We start from the raw sequence: 19,066 nt of genomic DNA on the forward strand, positions 1-19,066 counted from the left end.
GATTGGAAATCCTTGTTAGATAATTGGTCAGTCGTAGAAAAAAAACCAATGATCAGCGTTTAACTTGATCATAAAAATAAGCGGGGCACAATGACAAGCATGAATGGGATGGTAAGACAACAGATACAAATTGGAACGAATACGGTTTAATTCTAGACTGGTATTTGGATAATTCCGTCTTAGCATTCTGAATATCCTTAAGCATTCTACAGTGAATAAGGAACAAAGCAACCATATGTAATATTGTTCGTGTTAGGGAAGGAGTTCTAAGATGACGACAAGCTAAAAAAGCGATTAGTAAGGAGGCATAAGGATTGACAAGTGTTCTTGTAGTTGAAGATGATGCGCATATGTTGGAAATGATTTCAATGGTTTTAAGCTACGAAGGATATCGTGTCCGGGGAGCGGTCAACGGCAAAGAGGCGCTGGCAGAAATGGAAAGCTCGCCTGCGGATTTGGTTGTGCTTGATGTCATGATGCCTGTTATGGACGGGTGGGATTTGTGCCGCGAACTGCGACATTTGAACCCCGAACTGCCGATCATCATGATTACGGCCAAGCACGAGACGAGTCAGAAGGTGAAAGGATTTGGCTTAGGCGCCGACGATTACCTGGTCAAGCCTTTCGATCCGCAAGAGCTGGTGGTCCGAATCAAAGCGGTGCTGCGCCGGTACCGGATTGCGGCCGATAAGAGGGTTACATTGGGCAGCTTCAAGCTGGATCGGCTTCGGGGAACCGTTTCGTTCGGCAGCGAGAATTGGAATTTGCCGCTGAAGGAATTCGAGCTGTTATACCAGCTTGCAAGCTATCCCGGCCAAATCTTTTTGCGGGAGCAATTAATCGAAGCGGTATGGGGATTCGACCACGCGGGGGACGAGCGGACGGTCGATGTTCATATCCAGCGGCTGAGGAAGCGGTTCGCCGCCTATACCCATCTGTTTCGCATCGTAACGGTCCGCGGTCTCGGATACCGATTGGAGACGCAAAGCCATGATTAAGAGCATTAATTTGAAAATTTTATTAATTTTTATTGTGGCCTTAGCGGTAGGTTTCAGTATCTCCGTTCCGATCACCGTGTATTTGTTCAAAAACCCGATCGCGCAATCCATCCGGAACGAGTATGCGATGCGAAGCGGGTTGATCGCGGATGTTTATTCCCGATTGGCGCCAGCCGAGCGCGGCCCTTATCTGAAACAGTTGTCCGAAACACAGAAGGTATCCCTTTGGATATACGATCGGAATGGTTTGCGTTACGCATATGGCCGGGCAAGCAAGCACAACCTTACGGATGACGATATCCGTCTCGTCCAGGACGGTGCCGAAGTCGTGAAGCGCATGTCCGTCCTGCCCTTGCCGACGAGCATGAACCTGGGTTTTCCTTTACGGACGGCAGATGAGCAGCTGGCAATCGTCATCCATCCGGAAAGCTCCGAAACCGGGCTTGTACTCACCATGACGGGTGCTTTTATCTTGATTGCGCTTGCGATCGGCAGCTTCAAGTTCGTTCTATTTACGAGAATCGTGGTGAAGCCCTTAAGAGCCTTGACGGCCGCAACCCGAAAAGTGGCCAAAGGAGACTATAACATCGTTCTTCAGACGAAGAGCAAGGATGAATTGGGCGTCTTGTCGGAGCAATTTCAGCAAATGGCCCACGAGATCAGCCAGGTCGAAAGGATGCGTCAGGAGTTCGTCTCCAACGTGTCCCACGAAATTCAAACCCCGCTGGCGTCCATTTCGGGTTTTGTCTCCATCCTGCAAAAAGACGGTCTAAATGAAGCCGAGCAACTGCGCTGTCTGAACATTATCCGGCAGGAAAGCATGAGGTTGTCCCGGCTCAGCGAGAACATGCTTAGGCTGGCCACGATCGATTCGAACCATTATCCCTTTCACCCGACGCTCGTTCGGCTTGACAGGCAGCTACGCCGCATCGTCGTAGCCGCAGAGCCGCAATGGGCGGCCAAACGATTGAATATTCGCCTCGAGCTTCCCACAACGTCGATTCATGCGGACGAAGACCTGCTGAGCCAGGTATGGCTGAATATTTTTGGCAATAGCATCAAATTTACGCCCGAGGGCGGCGAAATCTCCATCGAGCTTCGGCAAGAAAACGGCGAAATTGGAGTCGTCTTCCGGGATACGGGCATCGGCATTGCCGAAGAAGACCGCAAACGCGTCTTCGAACGCTTCTATATGGCCGATAAATCGCACAACCGCGAAGCGGGGGGAAGCGGGCTTGGTCTCGCGATCGTCAAGCGCGTTGTCGAATTGCACAGCGGCTCGGTCGCGATCGACAGCGACTTAGGAAAAGGAACGGCTGTAACCGTCTTTCTGCCAGCCGTGTAAGTCATTTAAACAATCGAATAAAGCAAGCGAAAAGGTGGACGATCCGTCCATCTTTTTTTACATTTATCCCCAATTCGTTCAAATTACGTTCATATAGAGTGCGTAGTATCGGTTGCAAGATTGGTGACAAAACAGGGTACGAAGATTGGAGCCGGTCAGGCATAACGAGTAGGTGCAAGGCGGATAACGCAAGTGAGCTAGGATTCTAAAAGAGGGGGATGTTGTACATGGTCTGGTTGTTTGTGCAGTTTGCATCGACGATTTTATTGGCTGTATTCTCGGGAATCGCTGCCCTGTGTGCGAGCCGAACCTATCTGGCGCCTACGAAAGGGAAATTGTATTCCCGTTTGCGGTTGTCGCTCGTTTGGATGGGAATCAGCGGACTGGTCTTTCTCGTCAAAGTGACGGCGGTTGTCGTCCTAGCGGCTTCCGATGAGGTATTCGTCGAAGATAAGGTGACGATGCAGCTGCCGATGCTGGCGTTCCCTGCCGCAGCGATCGTATTGTTCTCGATTCCGGCGGCAAGGAAGATTCGGGCGGCCGCGGCTAAAGCGTCGAAGGAACCGCCTGCGGCCCAGGATCGTTTGGCGGCGGCTTCTACAGGCTGGTTGTTCCCGGTTCAGGTTTTGTTTATAGGCTCGCTTTTGTCGGTTATTCAACAGTTCTTTATCGCGCAATGGCCGCTCAAAATCGGAACGGTCCTCGCGGTTTGGCTGGTTTACGCAATTGTCGACTACCTGCTATGGATTCGCCAAAAAAGTCGTTACCGCCGCTTCTCAGAGGCCGGTTTGCCGGATACAGGCACGCTGGCCGTACGACTATCCCGGAAAGGGGGAGTCTTACTGACGGTTGTGCTGATTGCTGCCGTTTGGTTTGCGCTCGGAGCGCAGGCGAGCCGCGTTCCGGAGCGAATGAGCATGGCTGGCCATGAGCACGCTCATACCGGCGGCACCGCATCGCAATTCGTGAGCGTGGCCGATTTGACCGGACCCCAAACCGGGAAAGCCGATCAATCGTTTATCCTGGAAGCGAAAAAAACGATGATTACGCTGCCTTCAGGTGAGAGGAAAGAAGCCTGGACCTACAATGGGCAAATTCCCGGACCTGAATTGCGAGTGAAGCAAGGAGATTTGGTCGAAGTCACTTTGATCAACAAAGACGTCGATGCCGGCGTTACCATCCACTGGCACGGCGTGGACGTACCGAACGCCGAAGACGGCGTCGCGGGCATGACGCAAGATGCCGTCATGCCGCAGCAACAGCACGTCTATCGTTTCATTGCCGAGCAAGCGGGGACGTATTGGTACCATTCCCATCAGCAATCGTCCAAACAAGTAAGAATGGGGCTTTATGGAATCTTCATCGTGGAACCGGACGGAGCGCCTCCGCAGAAAACGGCCGATATGGCGGTTGTTTTGCACAAATGGCAGACGGAGAGCGGAACGTCCGTTACCTTAGGGGAACTGAACAGACTGCAGCACAAAACGGCTGAACCAGGAACGTTTGTTCGGCTTAGGTTCGTGAATGCGGAAAACATTCTTGCCCCGATTTATATTTCGGGCGTTCCGTTTCAAGTGGCGGCCATTGACGGCACCGACATTCATGAACCTGAGGACCTGACAAATGCCCGTCTGGATTTAGCGGCCGGAGGAAGATACGACGTGACGTTTGTGATGCCGGATACGGCCGTCGGCATTTCGCGGCAAATCGGACCGTTTGTCCAAGACGGCAATGTTCTCGTGATCAGCCCGTCGAATGAAGGAATGCCGCCGGACATCATTAAGGGACCGGTCTTTGATCCCGTGTCCTATGGAACGCCCGCCAAGACGAAGTTCGGTCCCGATACCCGGTATGATCGGAATTACAAGCTTGTATTCGACAATCGGCTCGGTTTTTATAACGGGAAGTTCACGTTCGTGCAGACGATCAACGGCCATGTTTTTCCGGATGCGCCGATGTTTACAGTTCGGGAAGGCGATCTCGTCAAAATGACGTTCGTAAACCGCGGCTTTGAGGATCATCCGATGCATCTACACGGTCACCATATTCAAGTGCTCAGCCGCAACGGCAAGGTCGTTGCCGGCAGTCCTTGGATTGCCGATACGCTGAACGCGGCGCCAGGGGAAACGTATGAGGTCGCTTTCGTTGCCGACAATCCCGGCATCTGGATGGATCACTGCCACAATCTCGACCACGCCGCCGTCGGGATGTCGGCACACCTCGCCTATGAAGGCGTCTATTCCCCGTTTGAGATCGGCAGCGCGACCGTCAACCTGCCGGAGTGAACGAATTCAATCTGCGATAGGAGTGAGCAAGTTTTGAAATCCAGATTTGTCGTGATGTTTTTCATTGTCCTGTGCGGCACGATCTCGATCGCGGTGTTCAATCCGATTATCGGTCCGCTTTCCCGTAATCTGGGGCTGAGCGATTTTCAATCGGGATGTTTGGTGTCCGTTACGGGGCTTTTCTGGCTGCTTGGCGGATACTTCTGGGAAAAGATGACCTTTCTGCGCAGTAAACAGATGCTGGCTCTCGTTATGTTTGTTTATTTGGCGACCGTGATTGCATTCGCCTGGCTAGCCGATTACGCGGCGACCCAAACACACGTTTCTTCAGGCTTTTTTTGGATCTTTTTGCTGTTGCGCGTGGTTTCGGGATTTTTCTTCGGAGGCATTCCGGCCAAAGCGCAAGCTTATGTGATGAGTTGGACGACACAGGAGACACGAACGCAGGGAATGGCCTTATTCAGCACAGCCAACGGGCTTGGCTTCGTCCTGGGCCCCGCCATGAGCGGCGTCATGGCCGCGATCGGGCTTACCGCGCCGATGTATGCCGTTTCCGCCCTGCTTTTTATCATGATCCTCTTTTTATGGATATCGATTCCGAACGAAGCAGGACAAAAGAAAGAACGATCGATCTCTTCGCTTTCGCCGTTCGATCCGCGAATTCGTTTTTACTTATGGGTCGGTCTCCTTCTGTCGGTCACGCTAAATATTCTTCAGGTGACCATTGGTTTTTACGTGCAAGATTCGTTGGGGTTTGATGCTCAGGCAACGACACAACTGATCGGATATGGATTGGCTGTTGCGGGCGTCACGGTTGTGGCCGCGCAAATCGTCGCCAGCAAATATCTGAAGCGGCGCCCTGCGAGAATGCTGCGTCTCGGATTGTTGATTGTCGCCTTGGGGCTGTTAGGACTGCTGGCATTCTTTCGGTTGACCTATGTGAATTTTATCGTTCTGGGAATCGGCTTCGGGTTTGCTTTGCTTGGATATAGCGCGAGCGCTTCCGTTGCGGTACAGGATCATGAACAACGGAGAATTGCTTCTTATGTCACGGCTTTGCAGGGAAGCGGCGCCTTCCTGGGGCCGGTTGCCGGGACTGCGCTTTACACGGCGCATATGGCAGCTCCGTATTCGGTTTTCGCGCTTCTCATCGGTTTATCCTTTCTCTTTGCGCTCACCAAGAGAAAGGCGGCCATTCCGTCTCCGAAAACGATTGGAGGAGGGGTTGAATGACTCGGAAAAAAGGGTTCCCACGACTGCTGGAAATCGCCGGAGAAAAGCGCAAGCTGTTGATCGTCTCCGGCCTGTTCTCTGCGCTTAGCGCCGTTTGCATGCTGGTGCCTTACGTGTCCGTCTATTTCATTTTGAAAGAGCTGTTGGAACACGCGGCGTCCCCGGCATCGGCTGACGGAGCGAAGATGATCCGCTGGGGCGTTACCGCTCTAGTCGGCTTCGTAGCCGGATTGGCCGCGATGTACGCGGGGGGACAAATTGCGCATATCGCCGCTTTCCGTATTCTATACGGTCTTAGAATCAAGCTTGTCGGCCATATCGGCAAGCTTCCGCTCGGATGGTTAAACGGCCATTCGACGGGGGCCGTCAAGAAAACGCTGGAAGAAAACGTGGATAAAGTGGAAACGTTTATTGCCCACCAATTGCCCGATCTCGTTCATGTGGCGGTGACCGCGATCCTGATGATCGCCGTCATGCTCTCGTTTCATGTTTGGCTGGCGATTGCGTGCCTCGTGCCGATGATCATCGGTATAGCGGTTATGATCACGTTCATGATCGGGTCCAAGACGAAAGAAAACTTCAAGATGGCCTATGACGCGCTGGAACGGATGAATGCTTCCGCCGTTCAGTACGTGCGGGGGATGCCGGCCGTCAAGGTGTTCGGGCAAACCGTGCAATCGTTCCGACAGTTTTACCGGGACATGGTCCGCTACCGCGACCACGGCGTGAAAATAACGGAGCTGTTTCTATACGGGAATTTGACATTCAAGGTGATCCTGAGCTCGTTAGTTGCGTTTATTTTGCCGGTCGGCGTGTTCTTGTTGAACCGGGATCCGGGCAGCGTCACCGTCGCCTCCGCTCTGCTGTTTTTCCTGGTCATGGCGCCGGGCATAGCCGCACCGATGTTTAAATTGATGTACTTGGCTGAATCGATCCGATTTATGAACGAAGGCGTGGAGCGATTCGACCGCATATTGGAGGAGCCGCCATTGCCGGAGCCCGAGCTTCCAAGGCGGCCGACTTCATTCGATGTTTCGCTCGATCATGTCTTCTTCTCGTATGGAACGGAGCCTTCGGATACCGATGCGCTTGCGGACATTTCCTTTACTGCCCGCCAGGGAGAAGTGACGGCCCTCGTCGGTCCGTCGGGAGCCGGCAAATCGACGGTTGCCCATCTGGTGCCTCGTTTCTGGAATGTGAACATGGGGGCGATCCGCATCGGCGGCGTGGATATCCGCGACATGTCGACCGCTGATCTGATGGACACCGTCGCCTTCGTGTTTCAGGACTCGTTTTTGTTCTATGATACCGTGTACAACAATATCGCTGCCGGCCGGCCGGACGCGCCGCCGGAAGCCGTGTACGCCGCGGCGAAAGCGGCGCAGTGCCAGGCGTTCATCGAGAACCTTCCGCTTGGATATGACACGCGGATCGGAGAAGGCGGCGTCTACTTGTCCGGCGGGGAAGAGCAGCGGATCAACGTGGCCCGAGCGATCTTGAAAAACGCCCCGATCCTTGTTCTCGATGAAGCGACGGCTTTTGCCGATCCGGAGAACGAGTACGAGATGCAACTGGCGCTCAAAGCGTTGATGAAAAACAAGACGGTCCTCGTCATCGCGCATCGCTTGTCGACCATACGGGATGCGGATCAAATTCTCGTGATGGAGAACGGGAGAATCGTCGAGCGGGGAAGGCATGAAGCGCTCCTCTCGGCTGGAGGCTTGTACGGACGCATGTGGCGTTCCTATCAACATGCAACACAGTGGCATATGGGCAAAGGGGAGGTGGACGATGATGATGAGCATGTTCCGCAATATTACGGTGGATAATCCGCGCTCGTTGATCAAACCTGTTTGTTACACGACTGTTGCCTATCTGGCGGGCATGGTCCCTTTTATGTTGTCGGTCGCAGCAGCGAGATTGATCTTTACCTCGTATGTTCATCCCGATATTCCGCTTGATACGGCACGTCTCTGGTGGGTGTGCGGCGGGCTGGCTGCTTCGATGGTTCTCTCGTTCGTCTTCGAAGTTCCCGCTTATCGTTCTCAATACCGCGACGCATACGGCGCGGCGGTGGACGGACGGTCCCGGTTGGCTGAGCACCTGCGCAAGCTGTCGCTGGGATACCTGAACAAGCGCGATCCGGGCGAGCTTGCTAATATGATGACGAGCGATTTCTCCAAGGTGGAACACGGCGTCTCCCATGTGGTTCCGCAGATGATCGGGGGTGCCGTCATGCCGGTGCTGGCCTTGATCGGCCTGTCTTTCTTCGACTGGCGCCTGGCGCTTTCCCTGTTCGCGGCGCTGCCGGCGGCCATTCTGCTGCTGATTTTGACGTCCGGCATTCAGCGCAAACTCGGCTCGCAGCATATGCGGGCCAAGATCGACGCCGGCAGCCGGCTGCAAGAATACTTGAACGGGATCCGCGTGATCAAAGCTTACAACATGACCGGAGAACGTTTTGTCCGGCTTGAACGGTCATTCCGGGAATTGATGCGGCAGAGCATCCGCTTTGAAGGGATATTGGGGCCGATTATACTGAGCGCGATCGGTTTTGTTCGTGCCGGTCTTACCTTCATGGTCTTCATTGGCGTTCATCTGCTGCTCGGGGGAAGCCTGGACGTCATCACATTCGTCGCGTTCCTGATCATCGGAACCCGAATCTTCGACCCGCTGACGACTGCGCTTGCCGGTTATGCAGAGTTTCGCTATATCGAGCAAGCGGGCGAACGGATGGTGCGGCTGCTGCGAGAGCCGGTCATGCAGGGAGAACGGACGCCCCCCGCAGATCATGATATCGAGTTGAAGCAGGTTACGTTTGGCTATCTGGATCAACCGATCTTGCAAGACGTGAGCATAAGCATGCCGGCAGGTTCCTTTACCGCATTGGTCGGCCCTTCGGGCAGCGGCAAAAGCACCATCCTTCGGCTCATTGCCCGGTTTTACGACCCGGATCAGGGAACGGTGACGATGGGCGGGGAGGATATCCGCGCGATGGACCCGGAAGCGTTGCTGCGCAAAGTATCGATGGTATTCCAGGATGTGTACCTTTTTCAGGATACGATTGCCGGCAATATCCGCTTCGGACGAAGCGACGCAACTCGCGAGGAAATCGAGGAAGCGGCGCGGCTGGCTTGTTGTCACGATTTTATCTTGAAGCTGCCTAACGGTTACGACACGATGGTAGGCGAAGGCGGAAGCACACTGTCGGGCGGTGAAAAACAGCGAATTTCCATCGCCAGGGCGATACTGAAAAATGCGCCGATCGTTCTCCTCGATGAAGCGACAGCTTCTCTCGATCCCGAGAACGAAGCGGAGATTCAAAAAGCGATCGACCGGCTTGTTCGAGGCCGAACAGTCATCGTCGTCGCTCATCGGCTCAAGACCGTGCAGCATGCCGACCGGATTGTTGTACTGGATCAAGGGCGGATCGTGGAACAAGGCCGCCATGACGAATTGCTTTCGTCGAGTGGCCTGTATGCCCGGCTGTGGAGACGGCAGCACTGAGGCCGTACCTCTAACGATTCGCAATTCGATGTTTGATGATTTTTTCTTATGAACGTGTCACATTTTACTCCCTGGAAACGTCTTGTTCGTAAAAAAGCGAGGTGGCCAACATGGGACAGTATGATGCCGTGATCATTGGCGGCGGTCTTGCCGGTTTAACTGCATCGATTTATTTGGCAAGGGCTGGACTATCTGTAATGATATTGGAAAAAGCAAATCAACTTGGCGGTCGTGGGCTTACTGTCAAAAAAAGCGGAGCATCGCTTAATTTGGGCGTGCATGCGTTATATCGGGACGGGGCAGGGGAGGCGATTTTGCGCGAATTAGGTGTGGAGCCAAAAGGCGCCTACCCGCCGGCCTCGGCGGGAGCTATGTGGAATAACCGGGTATATACGCTGCCATCAAAACCTTTGGAACTAATCGCATCCAGGCTGTTTTCATTCTCGGAAAAGATGGAGCTTGCCCGTCTAATGCTCAAGCTGGGCAAGATTGATCCGAAGCGGATCGGGCAGATCAGTTTGAAGGAGTGGGCGGAACAGGAAATTCGACATCCGATGCTGAGGCACGTTATTTATTCGGTGAGTCGGGCAAATTCTTACGTTCCTCACCCTGAACTTCATCTTGCGGGTCCTGCCGTGCGGCAGCTTCAACGAACGTTTGGCGGAAAAGCTTTCTATATCGATGGGGGATGGGGAGCGCTGGTCGACGATTTAAGAGAGCGGGCCATCCGCGCAGGCGTCGCGATTATTCGGCAGAAAAAAGCGGTCGAAGTTGAACATGACGGGACGGTTCGACGTGTCCGGTGTACAGACGGCGATACGATCGAAACTCCTCATGTCGTGATCACGGCTGGTCCGAAGGAGGCGTACGATTTGGTCAAAAACGCGGACAGCACATCCCTTGCCAAGTGGAAAGCCGCCGCAAGACCGATCCGCGCTGCGTGTCTCGATCTTGTATTGCGCCGTCTGCCTGACAGAGGTTCCCACTTTATTGTCGGATTTTGGCTGGATCAACCTATCTTCTATAACTTCCCGTCTACTGTTGCGAAGCTTAACGATGACGGCACTGTCGTCATCCACCTGATCAAACATCTTGGAATGAATGAAAGCCAACCTGAAGCGGACCTGCTGCAGTTGGAAAAAGCAATGGATCTCGTTCAACCCGGGTGGCGAAAAGAGGAAATAGCCAGGCAGTTTTTGCCGAATGTAACGGTTGCCCACGATTTTAACACGGTGGATAAAAGCGGCGTTTATCACGGTCCGGCGGTTCCGGAAATACACGGACTGTATGTGGCAGGAGATTGGACGGGGCAAGGAGAACTATTGGCCGATGTGTCGTTTGCCAGTGCCAAACGAGCGGCTCAAGCGATCATTGCCGACAATCGTTCAAGAGGGGGAGAACTTCGCGTTGGAGAGGGGAAAGTTATATAGCGATTTAAAGCCATTGCTCTTGTCATTAGCGTATCATACGCTGGGAAGCATTACAGATGCGGAAGATATTGTCCACGAAGTGTTCCTGTCGTGGGAAGAGAAACCGCCGCAGCAAGTACGCGATGTCAAATCCTATTTGTGCAGGTCGGTTCATAATCGTTGTGTAGATTTCATTCGATCATCGAGCAGAAACCGGGAAGCGTATGCCGGTCCATGGTTGCCGGAGCCTGTTGATACCGGGGAACTACAGAAGAACGATCCTCTCGCGGAAATGGTATGGAAAGAATCCCTTTCTACTGCCGGGTTATTATTGTTGCAGCAGCTCTCCGCGACAGAACGGATTGTATTCCTGCTGCGTGAAGTATTTCATTACCGTTTTGATGAAATTGCCGAGATCGTCGACAAAAGCACGGCAAATTGCCGGCAAATTTTTCATCGGGCGAAGAAGGGTATCGGTCAATTGCCTGATCGGAGCCCGGAAGTCATGGAGAAAAAAACGGCATTAGCTGAACGATTTGCCGAGGCGTTGATGACCGGGAATATCGGGCTGCTCATTGAACTTTTATCTTCGGATACCGTCCTTTACATGGATGGAGGCGGCAAGGTAAAAGCGGCACTCCGCCCAATAACGGGTTCGGACAGAATTATTCGTTACTTCCTCGGGATTGCGCATGAGATTCCGGCAGGATCTCGATATGAAACTTGTGAAATCAACGGCATGCCGGGAATACGGTTAGTCTTCGGAGAGATGATTTTCGCAGTGATTACGTTTCAATATTTGCAGGATCAGGTATCTAACCTTTATGTCGTGATGAATCCGGAGAAACTGTCCCATTTTAATCGCATGAAGTAAGGTTGTGGGTAAAGTAATTCCGTGTACCAGAAATTTTGGATGACAGACCAAAAGTTTTGTGCAATAATTTAACTTAATTAAATACTGGTACCTTTAATTCAGTCCAGAGAGGCTGACAAGGACAGCGGAAAAAATGATCATTGCTTGGGTAGCCTGTGTGAAGGATATCCAATGTTCATTACTCTAAAAAAAGCTTCTTGTCAGGTATTGGCAAGAAGCTTTTTCATTTCCTGACGTCTAAAGTAATCGAAGTTTTCTTCGGTACCAGTTTCTGATCAACTATTGTATTGGGGGAATTGGTATGTCAAAGGCAGATAAAGAATTCTCGTTTCAGGCAGTGCCCCAGGCGAACCGTAATGGATTTTGGAAGATTCTTGCGGTCATGCTCTCTTTCACTTTTTTTTCAGCAAGTATGTGGTCTGGAGGGACATTGGGAAGCGGGTTGACACTGGTCCAGTTTATTTGGATTGTACTGACAGGTAATCTCATCCTGGGTCTATATACAGGTTCATTGGCTTATATTGCAGCAAAAACGGGGTTATCCACCCATTTGTTGACGAAATATGCATTTGGTGAAAAAGGCTCTTATTTATCTTCCTTTTTATTAGCTGCAACCCAAGTAGGGTGGTTTGGTGTCGGTCTTGCGATGTTTGCTGTTCCAGTTGAAAAAGCGACCGGGATTCATGTTTATGTATTAATTGCGATTTTAGGCTTAATGATGACAGCGTCAGCCATTTTTGGAATGAAGGCTTTAACCGTATTGGGATTTGTCGCAGTTCCCGCAATTGCCATCTTCGGGAGTTATTCCATGTTTGATGCAGCAGAAACAATCGGGGGGCTTCAAGGCTTGCTCGCCTATGAACCAACTCAGACAATGGGTCTTGCAGCAGCATTAACCATTTGTATCGGCTCTTTTATTAGCGGCGGTACGCTTACGCCTGATTTTGCCCGTTTTGCCAAGACAACACGTTCAGCAGTGACGGCGATTGTGATTGCTTTCTTTCTTGGAAACTCACTGATGTTTTTGTTTGGGGCTGTAGGGGCCATTGCTTTTGGGAAATCGGATGTCTCGGATATTATGTTTTTACAGGGGCTCATTATTCCTGCGATCATTGTCCTCGGCTTAAACATTTGGACAACAAATGACAGTGCGTTATACGCCTCAGGATTAGGCTTCGCCAATATTACGAAAATATCGAAGCATAAAGTGGTCGTCTTTAACGGAATTGTCGGTACAGTTTCAGCTATGTGGCTTTATAATAACTTTGTTGGATTTTTGACGATTTTAGGTTCTACACTGCCATCGATTGGAGCGATACTATTAGCAGATTATTTTATTTTAAAACGTGGAAAATACGAACCATTTGAAACGTTGACATTTAAAGCAGTAAATTGGGTTGCGATCTTCGCATGGGTTTGTGGAGTTGTCATTGCAAAATTTGCGCCAGGCATCCCTCCAATCAATGGATTATTAGGGTCTGCCATTATTTATGTCGTTGTGATGAAATGTCTGCCTCAGGAAAAAGCATCCGTGAGTAAAATAAAAGATAAGGGCGGGGTAATCAGTGATCATTAAAAATGCAAAGCTTAGAGGGAAAGACGGACTTTGGCACTTATTACTAGAAGACGGCAAGTTCCATAAAGTGACGCAAACACTTGGAGATGTTGATGGAAAAGAAATCATTGATGTGAATGGTTCTCTTGTCCTTCCTCCGTTTATTGAGCCGCATATCCATTTAGATACAACTTTAACAGCCGGTGAACCGGAGTGGAATATCAGCGGCACCTTGTTTGAAGGAATTCAAAGATGGGCGCAGCGAAAAGAAACATTAACAAGGGATGACGTGAAAACAAGAGCGAAAACGGCGCTGAAATGGCAAATGGCTCAAGGGATTCAGCACGTCCGTACACATATAGATGTAACAGATCCAGAGCTCACAGCTTTAAAAGCAATGCTGGAAGTAAAGGAAGAATTGGCATCCTTCGTAGATATTCAACTTGTTGCTTTTCCACAAGAAGGCATTCTTTCCTATCCGAATGGGATCGAATTGCTTGAGGAATCATTGAAGATGGGCGCAGATGTAGTAGGGGGTATTCCTCATTTTGAATTTACGAGAGAATATGGAGTGGATTCATTAAAAATAGCCTTTGACCTCGCTGAAAAGTATAATCGATTAGTTGACATTCATTGCGATGAAATCGATGATGAACAATCACGCTTTGTTGAGGTTGTCGCAAAAGAGGCATACGAACGTGGAATAGGTACGCGCACAACAGCGAGCCATACAACGGCAATGGGCTCTTACAATGATGCCTATACGTATAAATTATTCCGCCTATTAAAGCTTTCTTCCATCAATTTTGTATCGAATCCGCTTGTGAATATTCACCTTCAAGGGAGATTTGATACGTATCCAAAAAGAAGAGGTCTAACACGGGTAAAAGAGTTGCAGGAAGCGGGGCTAAATGTTTGCTTTGGCCACGACGATATTTTTGACCCATGGTATCCACTGGGAACAGGAAATATGTTTCAAGTATTGCATATGGGCATCCATGCTTCACAATTAATGGGCTATGAGCAAATTGTCAATTCCATTGATTTCATCACGAAAAATAGCGCCAAAACACTACAGATTGAAGAGAATTACGGGATTGAGGAAGGGAAACCAGCTAATTTCATTGTCTTGTCTGCAGAAAATGAATATGAAGCCATTCGCAAGCAAGCGGTCGTTACGTATTCCTTTAGAAATGGAAAGCTGATAGCCAAAACAAAACCGAGCGAAGCAACAATCACTTTCGGTCAAATGGAAGAGAAAGTTCATTTTAATAGGTAAATAAGTTTACCGCTAAGCCGACGAGATTCAGGTATTATCCTGATCTTCGCTCGGCTTTTTCTTTTTTGCCAGGGTATAGGGTTTTGGGGGAAACGGGAGAAGGCAATAACATTCCGATGGGTAGAGGAGGCTCCAAACGAAGGGATCGTATTGGCTGACTTAGGTAATGGCGTGAATGGCCGAAAGCTACACCCTAATTTATTTTATCACGGTGTTTCGTCCATACACTTTGCTTCTTTGATCATAAGATAGTCCGAAAATGATTAAAGGAGGATTCATATGGCTGAAAAAGTGAAGGTTAGCCCACAATTCAAAAGGCTTTGTACCCAATTCGGAAAAATCCTTGGCGGTGTATCGGAAGTTGACGAGGGTCCGGTTTGTTTTGTCATGCGAATGACGAACTTAAGGGCGACAATCCTGGGAAAAAGAACGCGCTCCCCTTTGGTTCAAATGCAAATGTTTTCGTTTGAATCTCTTGATAAGTCGGGTCGAGCACTTTGTTTGGGCGAGACTGCCGTACACCAAAATCAAGTGAATCGATTGATGTCGAATCTCCGTAAACGTGGGATAAAAGTGACTGCGCTTCATAATCACTGGCTAAAAGAAACCCCTCGTTTAATGTATATGCACTGGGAAGCCATTGAGAATCCTATTGTATTTGCTAGAAAAACCAAAGAATCCATTGCATTCTTGGGTTAATGCAACTGAGCGATGAAGCTGTATTATTATCATTTTACGAAAGGATGATTTCGTATGGCGGAACAAGTGAAAGCAAGTCCCCGTTTTAGAAGACTTTGTAACCAATTTTCAACCATTTTAGGTGGAACAGAGCATTCAATTACAAAAGGTCCGGTTTGTTTTGTTACTAGAAATAGGAAAATAAATGCCGCCATTTTAGGAAGACGTACCACATCACCATTGGTCCGTTATCAACTGTTCTCTTTTGAATCACTGGACAGTTCGGGCCGCGCACTCTGTTTAGGGGAAACGGCCCTCTTCCAGAACCAAGTGAATCGATTGCTGTCAAACCTTCGTAAGAACGGGATCAAAGTAACAGCACTCCATAATCACTGGCTGTTTGATAACCCACGTATTATGTATATTCACTGGGAGTCGATCGATAATCCCATTGCATTTGCAAGGAAGGTGAAACGTTCTATTGCTTTCTTAGGTTAATTTTAGTAGTGAATGAAAGTGCTTCCAGGGGGTTTTTGTTGAATGCACATCGTACTTTAGGTCTCACTGGACACTCGGGTCATGTGAAGTACTGTGTGCCGCTAATATGAAAGTCGTGATCAGCTGTTAAAGCTATATTTACCTATTCATTACGAACCCAAGCAGTCAAATTGCTTGGGTTATGTTGGCTGCCATCCAAACCCACACTTGACATATCGACAATTCTCGATATAATCACATGTATGGAGCCAATTGAAATTTTTAAAGCATTGTCCAACGAGGCCAGGTTGCAAATTTTGCATTGGTTGAAAGAACCTGAGAAGCATTTTACGCCACATGAAGGGATTGATATGAGAAAAACCGGGGTATGCGTCAGTCAGGTAACCGAAAAGCTGAACATGACGCAGTCAACTGCTTCTCACTATTTGTCGATTCTCCAACGGGCCGGCCTGATCAAAACAGAGCGGATTGGCAAGTTTACCTACTTTAAAAGAGATGAAGAAAAAATCCGCGAGATTGCCGACTTATTAAAAAGCGAATTATAATGACAAACTGAATGATCCATGTGAGAATTCAGTTTTGTTTCAGGCTTACATATCGACATATCCCGATGTGTAAATTTATAACCCTATCATATCTACATTTTACGATATATAGATGTGAAATCAAAGATAGGAGTGATTGTTTCGTGTCAAGCACATGGAAAATTACCTTTTTGGCATTGGTCAGTTTTTTGGTTGGGACATCCGAGTATGTGATTTCAGGCATCTTGGACAAAATCTCGGATTCAATGGGGATTTCGATTACTTCTGCGGGCCAGCTCGTTACTATTTTTTCCTTGATTTATGGCATTTGTACACCGGTATTAATGGCGGTGACCGCGAAAATAGAGAGGCAAAAGCTGCTTGTGTATGCACTGGGAATTTTTGTGTTAGCCAATCTTCTGTCGTTCACTCTGCCTGGATTCGGACTATTCATAGCAGCACGCGTCATCATGGCCTTAGGTGCGGGGATGGTTGTGGTTACCGCTCTGGATATTGCCGCAAAAATCGCGCCGGAAGGAAAGCAAGCCAGCTCCATTGCAACCGTCGTAATGGGCTTTACAGCCTCCTTGATCATTGGCGTGCCACTTGGGCGAATCGCAGCGGCTGCATTTGGCTGGAGATCGGTCTTTGGGTTCCTGGCATTGGCCGGGCTGGTGGCGATCGTTGTTCTTTATCTGACGATTCCGCGGGTAAAAGGGGATGCTCCCGTACCTTTGTCCAAGCAACTGGCTCTTCTGAAAAACAAGAGAGTCGCCCTTGGTTTGTCCATCACGTTCTTTTGGCTGGGCGGATATTCTATCGCTTATACCTATATTTCTCCCTATCTGCTTACGGTCGCAGGATTGCATGAAAACGTGCTGAGCGGGGCCTTGCTGGCATTCGGCATAGCCAGTCTGATCGGTTCCAAATTTGGCGGCTACAGTACGGATAAATGGGGGGTTGCTCCCACATTAACCGGGGGAATGCTGCTGCACATCGTCGCATTGCTTGGGCTCTCGATTACGGCCCAATTAACCGATTCATGGCTTCCGGTTGTCGCCGTCCTTGTCGTATGGTCATTTGCAGCCTGGTCTTCCGGCCCTACGCAGCAGTATAATTTGGTGCGAATCGAGCCGAATTATTCGGGAATCATGCTTGGTCTTAACCAGTCCGTGATGCAATTGTCGATGGCGGCAGGCGCCGGAATTGGCGGCATTCTCGTGGATCAAATATCTTTGGCGTCGATCACCTGGTTCGGAACGATTGGAGTCTTCATTGCTGTCATTGCTTCGTTTCTTTTAAATGTCAGGATGAAAGAAAAGGCTTTTACGGAAAGCGCATGATGAGACATTGTCTTTTTCTAACAGCGAGAAGCCGCATTCTTCTATTGAAGAGTGCGGCTCGTTTATTAGGTTTTAATGATTTCATGCTTGTACACTTCAATGCCTAAAATCGGAGTCTTCTCCATTGGGGGATAGACGGTGGCCCCTCCGCCATTTGTGAGAGAGAATTCAAGTCTACATCCTGAGCGGCAACAAAGTCGGGTTCGTTTTTTGGTTTTTATGATCACGGCTCTTCTTACTCGCCATCAGGTAGATGTTCGAGGGCGGTCGGCAACATGACCACCCTATGTGAAACTTTATAATCTAAGTGACCGGTTTTTCCCCCGCTTTTTCCGCCTGACCGGACAAAACTCCGCTGGACATAAATACAACCAGCGAGCACGCCAGGCAGATCCCCGTGAAAACTCCGACAGCAGCATAACCGTTGAACACCGCATACAGCATTCCGGCCATCCAAGCTCCGAGCGTTGTCGCCGCATTCATCGTTGAGGTGGCCAGACTTGAAATGGTGCCGCGGATCGTCGGATTTAGACTGTTCAACAGCCCCACCATAAGCGGGAACAGAATGCCGAGGATCGCGAAAATGAAAAAGGTAACACCTTTGACCATTGAAAGAGACGACACATGAGGCAGTGCGATATAAGCCGCAATCGCGATGAGCATCCCCGCCGCCATTGTCTGAAACTGCTGCAACGCTTTTATCACAAAAGGACTGCACAAGCTGCCGAGCAAATTGCCAAGCCCCAGAAAAATGATCACATATCCCGCCTCATTAACCGAAAGGGAAAAGCGGTCCGCCATCCATTTCCCGAGAAAAGCAAAGGCGGCGCTGCTCCCCAGATGTACAAAGAAGTAGGCGAGATAGGTGCCTCTGGCTTTGCTGCTGGTCAGCAGGGGAACGTATCGATTTAAAATAGACGGCTTCTCACCTTGCTGTTGGTGCGGCTTCATGCCCGGCACGGCGAAAAAGACTGCAACCGCCAGCAGCAGAGAAAACAGGCCGATGGCCCAGAATGGCAGAGACCAGCCGCCTGCCGCCAAGAGGCTTCCGATCGGCACGCCTAGCGCTTGGGAGACGGCGAGACCTGCGTAGGCGACGCCCAGTACCTTGCTGATTTTGGCGGGGGGAAACAGGGCCGGAATGGCTGCCCACACCTGCGGAGCGGTAAACGCCGCACTAACTCCTGCCATAAAGCGGAACAAGCACATGGTCCAAAAATTGACGGCGAAGCCGCACAGGCAAGTCGATATAGCGAAGCAACAAAGGCCGGACAGCAGCACCTTCTTTCGATCCCATCCATCGGACAAGGGTCCGGCGATCAGCGCGAACACCGCCGAGCCCAAGGTATAGGCTCCCATCATCCATCCCGCCATTTCCGTAGGCACACCGAACATGCTTTGCAGTATGGGAAGCAGCGGAGAGATCAGGAACGTATCCGTCCCGATCACGAACATGACCAGAAAAAACAACATGGCAATTTTGCGCATTTTCCTCACCCATTCCTTTTCGATTTGATCTGGGACCTATTGTAGAGGAT

The 19,066-nt window shown here is 50.1% G+C and carries 15 protein-coding genes; 14 read left to right on the forward strand and 1 reads right to left on the reverse strand.

From position 1 onward, the window contains the following. The first annotated feature begins 314 nt into the window (after positions 1-314). The 14 genes from ACI7RC_RS14165 to ACI7RC_RS14230 all read left to right on the forward strand — a co-directional run bounded on the left by ACI7RC_RS14165 (position 315) and on the right by ACI7RC_RS14230 (position 17,528). The gene (locus tag ACI7RC_RS14165) at positions 315-998 is read left to right on the forward strand and encodes a response regulator transcription factor (protein ID WP_408108874.1); all 684 of its coding nucleotides are present in this window, start codon (positions 315-317) and stop codon (positions 996-998) included. Next, on the forward strand, positions 991-2,343 hold the full coding sequence (locus tag ACI7RC_RS14170) for a sensor histidine kinase (RefSeq protein WP_408108875.1): 1,353 nt from the start codon (positions 991-993) through the stop codon (positions 2,341-2,343). Before ACI7RC_RS14165 ends, ACI7RC_RS14170 begins: the two co-directional genes overlap by 8 nt. A 227-nt stretch (positions 2,344-2,570) precedes the next feature. Next, on the forward strand, positions 2,571-4,628 hold the full coding sequence (locus tag ACI7RC_RS14175; RefSeq protein ID WP_408108876.1) for a multicopper oxidase family protein: 2,058 nt from the start codon (positions 2,571-2,573) through the stop codon (positions 4,626-4,628). Between the two features lie 33 nt (positions 4,629-4,661). Continuing rightward, complete coding sequence (locus ACI7RC_RS14180) at positions 4,662-5,861, forward strand: MFS transporter (protein WP_408108877.1); 1,200 nt, start codon at positions 4,662-4,664, stop codon at positions 5,859-5,861. Further along, a complete protein-coding gene (locus ACI7RC_RS14185; protein ID WP_408108878.1) occupies positions 5,858-7,690 on the forward strand; it encodes an ABC transporter ATP-binding protein in 1,833 nt (610 codons plus the stop codon). The genes ACI7RC_RS14180 and ACI7RC_RS14185 overlap by 4 nt, the downstream gene beginning before the upstream one ends. Beyond that, complete coding sequence (locus tag ACI7RC_RS14190) at positions 7,659-9,368, forward strand: ABC transporter ATP-binding protein (RefSeq protein WP_408108997.1); 1,710 nt, start codon at positions 7,659-7,661, stop codon at positions 9,366-9,368. The genes ACI7RC_RS14185 and ACI7RC_RS14190 overlap by 32 nt, the downstream gene beginning before the upstream one ends. A gap of 110 nt (positions 9,369-9,478) precedes the next feature. After that, positions 9,479-10,798, forward strand: a complete 1,320-nt coding sequence (locus tag ACI7RC_RS14195; protein WP_408108879.1) for a phytoene desaturase family protein — start codon at positions 9,479-9,481, stop codon at positions 10,796-10,798. Then, positions 10,776-11,651: an RNA polymerase sigma factor SigJ gene (sigJ, locus tag ACI7RC_RS14200; RefSeq protein ID WP_408108880.1), complete on the forward strand. Its 876-nt coding sequence runs from the start codon at positions 10,776-10,778 to the stop codon at positions 11,649-11,651. The genes ACI7RC_RS14195 and sigJ overlap by 23 nt, the downstream gene beginning before the upstream one ends. 301 nt (positions 11,652-11,952) lie before the next feature. Next, a complete protein-coding gene (gene codB, locus ACI7RC_RS14205) occupies positions 11,953-13,227 on the forward strand; it encodes a cytosine permease (protein ID WP_408108881.1) in 1,275 nt (424 codons plus the stop codon). Then, positions 13,217-14,485, forward strand: a complete 1,269-nt coding sequence (locus ACI7RC_RS14210; protein WP_408108882.1) for a cytosine deaminase — start codon at positions 13,217-13,219, stop codon at positions 14,483-14,485. Before codB ends, ACI7RC_RS14210 begins: the two co-directional genes overlap by 11 nt. Before the next feature lie 279 nt (positions 14,486-14,764). Further along, entirely contained in the window at positions 14,765-15,184 is a 420-nt protein-coding gene (locus tag ACI7RC_RS14215) for a DUF1259 domain-containing protein (protein WP_408108883.1), read from the forward strand. Positions 15,185-15,238: 54 nt separating this feature from the next. Continuing rightward, entirely contained in the window at positions 15,239-15,661 is a 423-nt protein-coding gene (locus ACI7RC_RS14220; protein ID WP_408108884.1) for a DUF1259 domain-containing protein, read from the forward strand. Positions 15,662-15,903: 242 nt separating this feature from the next. Continuing rightward, the gene (locus ACI7RC_RS14225; RefSeq protein WP_408108885.1) at positions 15,904-16,206 is read left to right on the forward strand and encodes an ArsR/SmtB family transcription factor; all 303 of its coding nucleotides are present in this window, start codon (positions 15,904-15,906) and stop codon (positions 16,204-16,206) included. A 143-nt stretch (positions 16,207-16,349) separates the two neighbouring features. Beyond that, on the forward strand, positions 16,350-17,528 hold the full coding sequence (locus ACI7RC_RS14230) for an MFS transporter (RefSeq protein WP_408108886.1): 1,179 nt from the start codon (positions 16,350-16,352) through the stop codon (positions 17,526-17,528). Between the two features lie 303 nt (positions 17,529-17,831). On the opposite strand, the gene ACI7RC_RS14235 is transcribed toward ACI7RC_RS14230, so the two are convergent. Then, positions 17,832-19,016, reverse strand: coding sequence for an MFS transporter (locus ACI7RC_RS14235; RefSeq protein WP_408108887.1), 1,185 nt, complete (start codon positions 19,014-19,016; stop codon positions 17,832-17,834). Positions 19,017-19,066 lie beyond the last annotated feature (50 nt).

This window comes from Brevibacillus sp. B_LB10_24 (genome assembly GCF_046036945.1).
Classification (GTDB): domain Bacteria; phylum Bacillota; class Bacilli; order Brevibacillales; family Brevibacillaceae; genus Brevibacillus_C.